The sequence below is a fragment of the Sphingomonas sp. genome, from assembly GCF_025353885.1.
In the GTDB taxonomy this organism is placed as follows: domain Bacteria; phylum Pseudomonadota; class Alphaproteobacteria; order Sphingomonadales; family Sphingomonadaceae; genus Sphingomonas_O.
The window spans coordinates 15,959-28,343 of record NZ_JANXNX010000110.1; the positions used below are offsets into that span (position 1 = coordinate 15,959).

At 62.4% G+C, this 12,385-nt stretch carries 12 protein-coding genes; 5 read left to right on the forward strand and 7 right to left on the reverse strand.

What is annotated here, in order from left to right:
• Positions 1–26 precede the first annotated feature (26 nt).
• From leuA to miaA, 6 genes are all read right to left on the reverse strand, one after another.
• On the reverse strand, positions 27–1,688 hold the full coding sequence (gene leuA, locus Q0R02_RS12135; protein ID WP_293883904.1) for a 2-isopropylmalate synthase: 1,662 nt from the start codon (positions 1,686–1,688) through the stop codon (positions 27–29).
• A gap of 174 nt (positions 1,689–1,862) precedes the next feature.
• Entirely contained in the window at positions 1,863–2,489 is a 627-nt protein-coding gene (locus Q0R02_RS12140) for a YceI family protein (protein ID WP_293883844.1), read from the reverse strand.
• A 119-nt stretch (positions 2,490–2,608) separates the two neighbouring features.
• Positions 2,609–3,628 carry a ketol-acid reductoisomerase gene (ilvC, locus tag Q0R02_RS12145; protein ID WP_293883845.1) on the reverse strand — a complete coding sequence of 340 codons (1,020 nt, stop codon included), beginning with the start codon at positions 3,626–3,628 and terminating at the stop codon, positions 2,609–2,611.
• Between the two features lie 38 nt (positions 3,629–3,666).
• On the reverse strand, positions 3,667–4,182 hold the full coding sequence (ilvN, locus tag Q0R02_RS12150) for an acetolactate synthase small subunit (RefSeq protein ID WP_293883847.1): 516 nt from the start codon (positions 4,180–4,182) through the stop codon (positions 3,667–3,669).
• Positions 4,182–5,930 (reverse strand): acetolactate synthase 3 large subunit, encoded by a 1,749-nt coding sequence (locus Q0R02_RS12155; protein ID WP_293883849.1) that lies wholly within the window; start codon positions 5,928–5,930, stop codon positions 4,182–4,184. Before Q0R02_RS12155 ends, ilvN begins: the two co-directional genes overlap by 1 nt.
• A 61-nt stretch (positions 5,931–5,991) precedes the next feature.
• The gene (gene miaA, locus Q0R02_RS12160) at positions 5,992–6,930 is read right to left on the reverse strand and encodes a tRNA (adenosine(37)-N6)-dimethylallyltransferase MiaA (RefSeq protein WP_293883851.1); all 939 of its coding nucleotides are present in this window, start codon (positions 6,928–6,930) and stop codon (positions 5,992–5,994) included.
• Here miaA and serB point away from each other — a divergent pair.
• Together serB and Q0R02_RS12170 are read left to right on the forward strand one after the other, a co-directional pair.
• Positions 6,923–7,807, forward strand: coding sequence for a phosphoserine phosphatase SerB (gene serB / locus Q0R02_RS12165; protein WP_293883853.1), 885 nt, complete (start codon positions 6,923–6,925; stop codon positions 7,805–7,807). The two genes, miaA and serB, sit on opposite strands and share 8 nt — an antisense overlap.
• Before the next feature lie 38 nt (positions 7,808–7,845).
• A complete protein-coding gene (locus Q0R02_RS12170; protein ID WP_293883854.1) occupies positions 7,846–8,607 on the forward strand; it encodes a hypothetical protein in 762 nt (253 codons plus the stop codon).
• Positions 8,608–8,620: 13 nt separating this feature from the next.
• Here Q0R02_RS12170 and Q0R02_RS12175 read toward each other — a convergent pair whose 3' ends face one another.
• Positions 8,621–9,592, reverse strand: a complete 972-nt coding sequence (locus tag Q0R02_RS12175) for an SPOR domain-containing protein (protein ID WP_293883855.1) — start codon at positions 9,590–9,592, stop codon at positions 8,621–8,623.
• Positions 9,593–9,762: 170 nt separating this feature from the next.
• Here Q0R02_RS12175 and Q0R02_RS12180 point away from each other — a divergent pair, with 170 nt between their 5' ends.
• Genes Q0R02_RS12180 through Q0R02_RS12190 form a run of 3 tightly spaced genes read left to right on the forward strand, consistent with a single transcriptional unit; the run spans position 9,763 to position 12,360 of the window.
• Positions 9,763–10,482 carry a ParA family protein gene (locus tag Q0R02_RS12180; protein WP_293883856.1) on the forward strand — a complete coding sequence of 240 codons (720 nt, stop codon included), beginning with the start codon at positions 9,763–9,765 and terminating at the stop codon, positions 10,480–10,482.
• Positions 10,483–10,490: 8 nt separating this feature from the next.
• Positions 10,491–11,036: a hypothetical protein gene (locus Q0R02_RS12185; RefSeq protein WP_367271470.1), complete on the forward strand. Its 546-nt coding sequence runs from the start codon at positions 10,491–10,493 to the stop codon at positions 11,034–11,036.
• 10 nt (positions 11,037–11,046) lie between these two features.
• Positions 11,047–12,360, forward strand: coding sequence for an SPOR domain-containing protein (locus Q0R02_RS12190; RefSeq protein WP_293883858.1), 1,314 nt, complete (start codon positions 11,047–11,049; stop codon positions 12,358–12,360).
• Positions 12,361–12,385 lie beyond the last annotated feature (25 nt).

Here is a 12,385-nt window from a genome sequence, read left to right on the forward strand (position 1 = left end):
ATGCGCTCGACTTGCGCGCCGTATCATCAAACGCCATTTGCCGCCCCCAGTACCGCGCGAACGCTGGCCGTTGCGACATCGGCGTCGATCCCAACCCCGAACACGGTCTTGCCCGCCGCCGTCCGACATTCGACATAGGCCGCCGCCTGCGCGTCGCTGCCACCACTCAGCGCGTGTTCGCTGAAATCTACGACGTCCAGTTCGATGCCGCATTCGTCCTTCAACGCCGCGATGACGCTTGAGATCAGGCCGTTGCCACGTCCGCTGACCGATCGTTCGATCCCGTCGACGGTAATGCTGCCGACGAAAATGCGGTCGCCGTTGCCCGCGCGTGTCTCCTCATAGTCACCGAGGGTGAAGCGTTGCTGCCCGGTCAGGTGATATGCCGTCTGAAACGCGGCCCAAATGTCGGCAGCGTGCAATTCGCGGCTGTTTTCGTCGGCCAGCGCCTGCACATGACGGCTGAGGTCACCCTGCATCCGCTTGGGCAGTTTCAGTCCCTTGTCCTGCTCCAGCACCCACGCGACACCGCCCTTGCCAGACTGCGAATTAACGCGGATTACGGCCTCGTAGCTGCGACCCAGGTCGGCCGGGTCGATCGGTAAATAAGGCACTTCCCAATATTGGTCGTTGCGCTGTTCCTGCGCTACAAAACCCTTTTTGATGGCGTCCTGATGACTGCCGGAAAAGGCGGTGAACACCAGGTCGCCGACATAAGGCTGCCGCGGGTGAGTCGCGATGCCGGTGCAATATTCGACAGTTTTCACAACGCTGTCGATGTTAGAGAAGTCCAATCCGGGATCGATCCCTTGCGTATAAAGGTTCAGTGCAACGGTCACCAGATCGACGTTGCCGGTGCGCTCGCCATTGCCCAGCAAGCATCCCTCGACGCGGTCCGCGCCCGCCATGAGGCCCAGTTCGGTCGCGGCAACGCCCGTCCCGCGATCATTGTGGGCATGCAGGCTGATGACGACCGAGTCGCGTTTGGAAATGTTGCGACCGAACCATTCGATCTGATCGGCATAGATGTTCGGCGTCGCGCACTCGACGGTCGCGGGCAGGTTGAAGATGATCGGCTTTTCAGATGTCGGGCGCAGGATGTCCATCACCGCTTCGCAAACTTCGAGGCTGAAATCGAGTTCGGCGGTCGAGAAGGTTTCAGGGCTGTACTCGAAGCTCCAGTCGGTATCGGGCCGTTTGGCGGCTTCGTCACGGACGATCATCGCGCCTTCGATGGCGATCTGCTTGATCTGCTGGCGATCCATGCCGAACACGATCTTGCGCCACGCGGGCGACACGGCGTTGTAGAAGTGGACTATGGCGCGCGGGCTGCCCTCGAGCGCATCGAAACTGGTCTCGATCAGGTCGCGGCGCGATTGGGTCAGTATTTGGATGGTTACGTCGTCGGGAATTTCTCCGCTCCGGACCAATCCGCTGATGAAGTCGAACTCGGTCGCGCCCGCGCTGGGGAAACCGACCTCGATCTCCTTGACGCCAAGCCGCACCAGCATGTCGAAAAAGCGTTGCTTTTTTTCGCTGTCCATCGGGTCGATCAGCGCCTGATTGCCATCGCGCATGTCAGTGGACAACCAACGCGGCGCGCGCGTGATCGTTTTCGACGGCCACTGGCGGTCTGGTAAGTCGATCTGGGGAAACGGACGGTATTTTACAGAAGGGTCGCGCAGCATCTTGGGGTCTCGCATCACTTCGAGTTTCGGGGGGTGGTGCCCTTAAGCTGCGATGTGCGAAGGCCGCACGGACGTATCGCGCCTAAGGGCGGATAAGTCGAAAGAGCAGGGCGCGAGACGCTGTCATCGGCAACACCGATAGCGCGTCCCGCACCCCAAAGTCCAGATGTCGCGTTATTTTTGCAGGTCGAACGCCGCGTTGATCGTCAACGTCACCGTGTCGCCAACGACAGGAACGCCGTAGCCCAGCGAAAACTCACTGCGTTTGATAGTCGTGGTCGCGCGGAAACCGATCGCCGTGCCCTTGGTCATCGGGTGCGTTCCGGCGCCGATGAAGGTCGCCGCCAACACGACGGGCTTGGTCACGCCTTTCAGCGTCAGGTTGCCCTGGATGTTGGCGGTCTGGCCATTTACCTCGACCCGAGTCGACTTGAAAGTTGCGGTTGGAAATTTGGTCGCGTCGAAAAAGTCGGCGCTGAGCAGATGCTCATTCAGCTTGGCGTTCGTGGTCGTGATTCGGGCAATGGGAATCTCGATGTCGAGCACTGCCGCACCAGGCTTTTTAGGGTCCAATTGCAACGTGCCGGTGGGATCGCCGAACGCGCCGTCGAACAGGCTGAACCCCATGTGGTTGAGCTGCCACAAAATCTGCGTGTGGGAAGGGTCGACCTTATAAGTCCCGGCAACGACGCGCAGCGGGTCCGGCGTTCCGGGAGCTGTGGTCGGCATTTGCGCGAAGACGGGCAGCGACCCGAGTGGCACGGAGAGGGCAAACAGAACAAGGGGAAGGGCGCGACGCATGGGTGATGCTCCTGTTGGAAAGCATCACCCTATCGTTTTCGCGCCGGAACGAAAGCCGCAGTGGCGCTAGTTCTTCTATCAACGAGTGAAGCAGCGACCCCAGCAATTTGTTTGCGATGTTAGTTTTTGGCCTTGTCGACCAGCTTGTTGGCGCCGATCCACGGCATCATTGCGCGCAGTTCGGCACCGACCTTTTCAATCGGATGGGCGGCCGCCAGCTTGCGCGCCGCCTTCAATTCAGGCTGTCCGGCACGATTGTCGAGCACGAAGTCCTTGACGAAGCGACCCTGCTGGATGTCGTTTAAAACCCGCTTCATCTCGGCCTTCGTCTCCGAAGTGATGATACGCGGGCCGGTCGTTATGTCGCCATATTCAGCCGTGTTGCTGATCGAATAGCGCATGTTGGCGATGCCGCCTTCGTACATCAGATCGACGATCAGCTTCACTTCATGCAGACACTCGAAATAGGCCATTTCAGGGGCATAGCCCGCTTCGGTCAGTGTTTCGAAACCCGCCTGGATGAGGTGGGTCAGACCACCACAGAGAACAGCCTGCTCACCGAACAGATCGGTTTCGCATTCTTCGCGGAAGTTGGTTTCGATAATGCCCGAACGACCGCCACCGACTGCCGATGCATAAGCGAGACCGATGTCGTGCGCGTTGCCGCTGACGTCCTGATGAACCGCGATCAGGCAGGGGACGCCGCCGCCGCGAACATATTCGCTGCGGACGGTGTGACCCGGCCCCTTTGGCGCGATCATGATGACGTCGAGGTCGGCGCGCGGCTCGATCAGACCGAAATGCACATTCAGGCCATGGGCGAAGGCGATGGTCGCGCCGTCCTTCAGGTTGGCGTGGAGATCGTCGGCATAGATGCCCGCCTGATGCTCGTCTGGGGCAAGGATCATGACGATGTCCGCCCAGGCGGCCGCGTCGGCATTGGTCATGACCTTGAACCCGGCGTTGATCGCCTTGGCAGCGGTCGCCGAGCCTTCGCGCAGGGCGACAGCAACGTCGAGAACACCTGAATCCTTGAGGTTCTGGGCGTGGGCATGCCCTTGGCTGCCATAACCGATGATCGCGATCTTCTTGTTCTTGATCAGGCCGATGTCGGCATCCCGGTCGTAATAAACGCGCATTGTTCTTCCCTGACTTATTTGTAGTTGAACGGTGTGAGTTAAGCGGCTTGGCGGCCGCGCGAGATGGCGACGATGCCGGTGCGGGCGACTTCGACCAGCCCGACTTCGCGCATCAGAGCGATAAACCGGTCGATCTTGACCGAACTGCCGGTGACTTCGAAGACAAAGCTGCCGATGGTCGTGTCGACGACGTTGGCGCGGAACACCTCGGCCAGGCGCAGGGCCTCGATCCGGTGTTCGCCCGAGCCTGCAACCTTGACCAGCGCGAGTTCGCGTTCGACGTGATCGCCAAGGAGAGTCAGGTCGGTGACGCGATGGACCGGCACCAAGCGATCGAGCTGGGCGACGACCTGTTCAATCACCGCCGGGGTTCCCGTGGTGACGATCGTGATGCGACTGACGGCATCGTCGTCGCTGATATCGGCAACCGTCAGGCTCTCGATATTATAGCCCCGTGCCGAGAACATGCCAGCGATCCGGGCGAGGACGCCCGATTCATTATCGACGATGACCGACAGCGTATGCCGTTCCGACGCAGTCTGCAGGATGTGCATCAGACCAGCGCCTTTGCTTCGTCGTCCATGACGCCGGTGACGCCTGCCGGGTCGAGGATCATGTCGGTATGGGCGGCGCCCGAGGGGATCATTGGGAAGCAGTTGGTAAGTTTGGCGACACGGCAATCGACGATCACCGGGCCAGGTTGGTTGAGCATCTCGTTGATACCCGCATCGAGGTCTGTTGGAGATTCGATCCGGATGCCAGTCCAGCCATAAGCCTCTCCCAGTTTCACGAAGTCCGGCAGCGAATCGCTGTAGCTTTCGGAGTAGCGGCTTTCATAGGTCAGTTCCTGCCACTGGCGGACCATCCCCATGTATTCATTGTTTAAAATGAAGATCTTGACCGGCAGGCGATACTGGGTCGCGGTCGCCAGTTCCTGGATATTCATCTGGATCGACGCCTCCCCCGCAATGTCGATCACCAGCGCGTTCGGATTGCCAATCTGGGCACCGATGGCGGCGGGCAGGCCATAGCCCATCGTGCCGAGGCCACCGCTGGTCAGCCATTTGTTCGGCAGTTCGAAATCGAAGTGCTGCGCCGCCCACATCTGGTGCTGGCCGACTTCGGTGGTGATGATCGGGTTACGTTTGTGCGTCGCCTCCCACAACGCGCGAACGGCGTGTTGTGGCATGATTTCGGACCTAGATTCGATGAATCCGAGTGATTTCTTGGCACGCCACGCATCGATCTGCGACCACCATGCCGACAAGTCGGCTCTGACATATTGCCGTGCCTTCCAGACCTTCACCATATCCTCGATCGCACGACCGACATCGCCGACGATACCGAGGTCGACGCGGACGATCTTGTTGATCGAACTCCGGTCGATATCGATGTGGATTTTCTTTGAATTCGGCGAAAACGCGTCGAGCCGTCCAGTCACGCGATCGTCGAACCGCGCACCGAGGCAGATGATCAGGTCCGCACCGTGCATCGCCATATTGGCTTCATAGGTGCCGTGCATCCCGAGCATCCCGAGCCACGCGTCGCCACTGGCAGGATAAGCACCAAGGCCCATCAGCGTCGAGGTCACGGGCGCACCGGTCAGCCGCTGCAATTCACGCAGCATCGTGCTGGCGGCAGGCCCTGCATTGATGATGCCACCGCCGGTATAAAAGATTGGGCGTTCGGCGGCCGCAATCATGTCGACTGCGGATTCGATCAGTTTCGGGTCGGCTTTCACCTGAGGTCGGTAGGTTTTGTGCTGGATCGCACCCGGCCTGACATAACGTGCGGTCGCGACCTGGACGTCCTTGGGAATGTCGATCACGACGGGACCGGGTCGCCCCGAGGTCGCGATATAAAATGCCTCGTGGACGATATCGCCGAGCTTGGCCGGGTCCTTCACGAGATAATTATGCTTGGTGCAATGCCGCGTGATACCGACGGTATCGGCCTCCTGAAAGGCATCGGTGCCGATCAGCGTGGTCGGAACCTGGCCGGTGATAACGACCATCGGGATCGAATCCATCAGCGCGTCGGTAATGCCCGTGATCGCATTGGTCGCTCCGGGGCCAGAGGTGACCAGGACGACCCCGGGCTTTCCGGTCGACCGCGCATAACCCTCTGCAGCATGGGTCGCGGCCTGTTCGTGGCGGACAAGAATGTGACGGATGCGCTTTTGTTTGAACAGCGCATCGTAGATCGGAAGGACCGCCCCGCCGGGATATCCGAACACGACTTCCACGCCGAGATCGACAAGCGCCTCGATCAGGATTTCGGCTCCGGGTAATTCGGCTGGCATGAAAACTCTCCTGTTGCGTTGCGGTATGTTTGGCAAGCTGGGTGCGAGTAGTAGTAACAAACTATGCTGTCAACACGCGTTTAAGCAATATTCTTGCCATATTTGCCACGTTTTTAGCATTTAGCGATTCCGTTAGCACTGGCCATGCTGGTGCGGACTGCCGGGCGAACCAGGTGAACTGGCGTTTGGCATATTGTCCAGTTGCCCGCTTCCCCGCCGCCTTGACGTCGTCTTCGCTGGTCTCACCACGCTGGAACGCCGCGATCTCGGGGACCCCGATCGCGCGCATGACCGGCAGGGAGACGTCGAGATTGCGCGCGACCAGATCGGCCACTTCCCCCTGTCCCTCGGCAAACATCGTCTCGAACCGCGCATCGCAGCGCTCGTTCAGCCAGTCACGCGGCGGCAGCAGGATCAGCGGTTCGAGCCTGACACTGGCCGCAATGCCGCCCTGCCGTTCCCGCTGCCAATAACCCAGTGGCTTGCCGGTCGATCGGATCACTTCGAGCGCACGGGCGGTGCGGTTCGTGTCGGCGGGCGCGATCCGGGCCGCGGCCTCGGCGTCCTCGCGGGCCAGTGCATCGCGCGACTCCGCCACCGACATGGCGCGCACCGCCGCGCGGAGTTCGGGGTCGATGTCGGGGATGGGAGCGATGCCGTCGAGCAGCGTACGGATATACAGGCCGGTCCCGCCGACCAGAATGGGCAGGAGGTTGCTGGCCCGCGCCTCGGCTATGGCTGCGGTTGCATCACGCGCCCAGCGCGCGGCGGAACAGGCTTCGGCCCCGTCGATATACCCGAATAGCCGATGCGGCGCGCGCGCCTCCTCGGCGAGCGACGGGCGCGCGGTAATGACCCTCAGGTCGCGATAGACCTGCATGGAATCGGCGTTGACGATGACCGATGGGATCAGTTCGGCCAGCGCCAGCGCCAAAGCTGACTTGCCGCTGGCTGTCGGCCCTGCGATGAGCGCCAGCGGTGGGAGATACTCTATGTTCATTGCGACGCTCGTAGCACCGGATGGTTTGAAAGCAGGCGACATTTCTATGGCCGCGGATGCGGTGCGGGGCAGGGCGGGTCCGGTTGTCGATGGCGTCGCGTGCGATGTGCGGTTCGACGAAGACCCAACGGGCGCGAGGACGGCGTTGCAAGACGCGCTGCCGACGATCGACATCATCGTCCAGATTGCGGCCGACCGCCGCCGGTCGCTGATCGTCGCCGATATGGATTCGACCATGATAACCGTCGAGTGCATCGACGAACTGGCGGACTATGTCGGCCTGAAAACCGAAGTCGCCGAAGTGACCGAACGCGCCATGCGCGGCGAGATCGACTTTGCCGGGGCGCTGCGTGATCGGGTCGCGCTGCTGGCGGGGATGCCCGAGACGACCGTCGCCGAATGCCTGCGCGAACGGGTCAGGATCATGGGCGGAGCACAGGCGCTGATCGGCACTGTGCGCGCCCATGGGGGCTATGCGCTGCTGGTGTCGGGCGGCTTCACCCATTTTACCGGGCCGGTGGCGAGCGAAATCGGCTTTGACAGGGCCGTTGCGAACCGGCTGGTGGTCCGCGATGGGGTGCTGACTGGAGTTACCGAACTGCCGATTGTCGATGCCGACACCAAGCGGGTAGCCTTGCTGACCGAAATCGCTTCGCAGGGATTGTCGCTATCGAAAAGCCTGGCGGTCGGGGACGGGGCCAATGATATTCCGATGATCCAGGCGGCGGGGCTGGGGGTTGCCTACCATGCCAAGCCGAAGACCGAGGCGGCGGCGGACGCCCGGGTGAAGTTCGGGGATCTGTCTGTCATCCTGTACGCGATGGGCTTTTCCAAGCCTTCCGCCTCAGATGAGTGCTGGAAGATTGCAGGAGTTTAACTTGTGACCGGTGCCCGCCCCGTCTAGGCGACGCTGCGATGCGTTGGGCGTTCTATCAACCGTCGTCGGGCTGGCGACACAAGTCGCTGAGCCATCGTGCTGTGGCGTTGATACTGGCCATCGTCATCGAAGCGTTGCTGTTGCTGGCGCTGCTCCAGATCGGCCCTGTGTTTACGAAGAAGCCGGTCGAACCGGCGTTGATGACGACGTTCGAAATGCTGCCCGCAACCGTTGCCAGGACGGTGACCAAGGTCGAGAAGTCGGGAGGCGCTCCGCCTGCGAAGGCGCCGACCCCGCGCACTGCTCCCGTAGTGGCCCCGGTGGTTCCGAAATCGCAGATGGTTATTCTCAGCAGCAAGGATTTTGCCGCGTCGGACATTTCCAAACTGGCCCGGCAAGGCGGTAACGGCGAGAGTGGCACGGGCAAGGGTTCGGGATCGGCAATGGGGCCGGGTGAAGGGCCCGGCGGCGAACCGATGTATAATGCCGAATGGTATGTGAAGCCCCCGCGTGGCGCGCTGGCGTTATATCTGCCGAACGGTGCGCCACCGAATAGCTGGGGCATGGTCGCCTGCAAGACGATCCCCAACTATGGCGTCGAGAATTGCCAGCAACTGGGCGAATCGCCGGTGGGATCGGGCATTGCCCGCGCGCTGCGACAGGCGGCCTGGCAATTCAAGGTGCGCCCGCCGCGCATCGGCGGTCGCGCCCTGATGGGCGTGTGGGTGCGGATCAGGTTCGACTTCACGCAGGAGCCCAAGGATTCGGAAGATCGTGCCGGTTCGGAAGGTGGTGGCTGACGCTGGCTGCTAGCTAGGGGGCAGGCACGACCGGGGTGCAGGGTTGTTTGGCACGACGCAGGGCCGCGCACAACTGGTCGGCGGCGGCGCGAGACACCAGCGGCCCGGCCTGGAGACGGGTCAGCGGTCCGGCCTTGACCGCAAATGCGCGATATGGCGTCAATGCAGGGATGCGCGACCGCAGGCTGGGCCATAAGGCGCGCACGGTCGCGGCGTCGGCGAACGCGCCAAGCTGGACCCGCCAGTTGCCGCCGGATGCCGGGGCGGGGGGAGGCGCTGTCGGCTTTGTTGGAATGGCCTTGGGCGGGGCAGGTTTGGCAGCGATTGTTTTCGGCGTGTTGGGCACTGGCATTGTGCTTTTCGGTGCCTCAACTGGTGCGGGTTCGGCAACCAGCGGCTTTGGCAAATTGGTTTGCTTGGCATGATCGTCGAACGCGCGCGCCAAGGCCAGGCCGCGCGTGCGCTGGTCGAGCGGAATGAACCGGTCCATCTGGCCAAGACTTGTGCGCGCCGCCGGGATCCCTGCCGCCGACGCCCGCGTCATCATGGCATAGGCGCGCGGCCAGTCCTTGGCGATCATGTCGCCGTTGAACAACGCCGTCCCGACGATATATTGGGCGCGGGGGTTTCCGCGACCGGCGGCATCCTCCAGATAAGGCAGTGCCTCGGCCCGCTTGCCGGTCTGGAACAGGACCAGGCCATAGCTGTCCTTGCCGTCCTCGCTGCCCTGTTGCGCGGCGCGGCGGAACCAGTCCTGGGCCAGTTTCAGGTCGACCGGCACGCCGCGACCCAGTTGGTAGGCCTGCCCCATATGAAGCTGTGCCTCCGGATCGCCGGCAATCGCCAGCGGTCGCCACTGTGCCACCGCAGCCGGATAATCGCCGCGCTGCCAGGCAGTGTCACCAGTCTTCAGATCGGCAAAGGCCGGGAAAACGGTCAGCGCGGCAACGGCGGCACCCAGCACAAGCAACGGAACAAACTTCATCGACGACCCTTCGACTTGAAGCGTAACCTGTACGCGCGGGACACTTAACATCAGCTTAGCGATATCTGGGTGCGTTCAAGCTAATCCCAATCAATCTTTCGGCGTTAACCCTATCTTATTCGTCTGCATGCCATTTGCCGTTCGGGACACAGTTAATCCAAGGACGTTAGATGCGGATATTGGCTTTGGCATCGCAAAAAGGCGGATCGGGTAAAACAACCCTGTCCGGTCATCTTGCAGTGCAGGCGCAACTGGCGGGGGCCGGACCTGTCGTGCTGATCGACATCGATCCGCAGGGGTCGTTGGCCGATTGGTGGAACGAGCGCGAGGCGGAATTGCCCGCGTTTGCACAGACGACCGTCGCACGCCTTGCCGCCGACCTGGAAATGCTGCGCCAGCAAGGGTTTCGCCTGGCGGTCATCGACACGCCACCGGCCATCACGATGGCGATCCAGAGCGTGATCGCTGTCGCCGAACTCATCATCATCCCGACCCGCCCGTCGCCGCACGATCTGCGCGCGGTCGGCGCGACGGTCGACCTGTGCGACCGGGCAGGCAAGCCGCTGCTGTTCGTCGTCAACGGCGCAACGCCCAAGGCAAAGATCACCTACGAAGCCGCCGTCGCCCTGTCGCAGCACGGCACCGTGGCCCCGGTAACGCTGCATCACCGGGTCGATTTCGCCGCCTCGATGATCGACGGGCGGACCGTCATGGAGGTCGATCCCAAGAGCCGTTCTGCAGGCGAAGTCCGCGACCTGTGGACCTATGTTTCGGATCGCCTGGAAAAGAATTTCCGCCGCACTGTATTCAGCGCGCCCGGCATGACCGCGCAGGCCGCCACCGCTCCGCGCGCAACAGGCGGCTTCGGCCGCCGCGTCGTGGGTCAGTGAGTGCCGCAATGATGAACGAACCCAAACCATTCGCGTCGCTTTCCTCGACGCTGCTCGCGCGCAAGGGCCACGCCAAGCCCGCGATGCGGCCGCAGGGTTTTGCCGGTTTCGGCATGACACCGGCACCATCGCAGGACGATCTCGGCTGGAACGACATGGGCCATGATCTGAAGCCCGAACCGCAGGTCGAACCCGTGGCAGCGCCAGCCAGTGCCAACCCCGTCAGCGCCGACATCGTACCGATCGTGGCCGAAGCGCCGGTCGATGAAACCGCAATGGTAGAAACGCCCGCAGTCATCCGCCAGCAGGAGGAACTGGTCCGCGAACTGACACCGGTCGCGCTGGAGGCCGTACGCAAGATCCGCGCAGCGCCCGGTTCGAAGGGCAAGGCTGCGTTCACGCTGCGGCTTGATCCCGACCGTCATCTCAAATTGCGCCTGATCTGCGCTGTCAGTCATCGTTCGGCTCAGCACATCGTGGTCGAGGCGCTCGATGCCTATCTGAATTCAAATCCCGCCATTGCCGCATTGGCAACGGCCAAGGCTCCGCGCTGAAGGATATCCCATGAAGACCACAGCCATCATCAAACTTGCGGCATCGACCCTCATGATCGGTGCAACGATGGTCGGCTGTAGCCCGTCCACGCGCACCAGCCACCTGGCCAGTGCTTCGGACACCAAGTCGGGCAAGATGGCTTCGAAAGCCGCCTATGCCGCGACCAAGGCGCTGACGGCGCGCGACTTCCAGGCGGCCGTCGGCTATGCGGAAGCCGCAGTTTTGGCGCTGCCGCGGGACGCCGGTTACCGGATGTTGCTGGGTCAGGCGTATCTGGGGGCAGGGCGTTTTGCTTCGGCTGAGACCGCCTTTTCCGAAACCCTGATGCTGATGCCCGACCACGAGCGCGCCGCGCTCAATCTGGCGCTGGTTCAGATTGCCCTGGGCAAGAACCATGCGGCGCTGACGACACTGGGCGATTATCGCGACAAGATCGGCGCTTCGGACTATGGTCTGGCGCTGGCGCTGGCTGGTGACACCGATGGCGGCGTCCGCGCCCTGGAAAGCGCAGTGCGCGGACCGCGTGCCGATGCCAAATCGCGTCAGAACCTGGCGCTGGCCTATGCCTTGTCGGGTGAATGGAACAAGGCGCATGTCACCGCCGCGCAGGATCTGGCTCCTGCCGACGCGGATGCGCGGATCATACAATGGGCGTCGTTTGCCAAGCCGGGTAACGAGACCGATCGTGTTGCCACCTTGCTGGGTGTGCAGCCAGTGGTCGACGGCGGCCAGCCCGCGCGCCTTGCGCTCGCTCCCGTCGCCGATGCAGCGGCCCAGGTTGCCCTAGCGCCTGCCGTGCCCGTCGCGGTCGCAACCGCGCCTGTCGTCGTCGCGGTTGCCGCGCCGGTCGTTGCTCCGGTAGTCGCCCTGGCCCCGCCCGTTTTCGAAACTGCGACCGTTCCGGCCAAGGTCGTCGTGGAAGCTCCCGTGATCTTTGCCGATGCGACGCCTGTCAAGCAGGAGATCGTAACTGTTCGCAGCACCGACAATGCCGCCAAGGCGCGACCGACGCAGGGTGGCAAATTCGTCGTCCAGCTTGGTGCGTTTGCCAATGCCGCCATCTCCCGCGACGCCTGGCATCGTAGCGCGTCGCGTTACGGCCTGGCGGACTATATCCCCGCCAACAGCCAGGCTCGCATCGGCGGTGCACGTTACGTCCGCCTGTCGGTCGGTGGGTTTGAAACGCGCGCCGAGGCGACGCATATCTGCGTGAGGATCAAGGCCGCGGGCGGCGATTGCTTCGTTCGCGACAGTTTTGCCGACAAACCCGCCAGTTGGGTCCAGAGCGGTATGCCGAAGTCGATGCGGGTCGCCGCTCGCTAAAGCCTTACCCGAATTGAAATCCAAA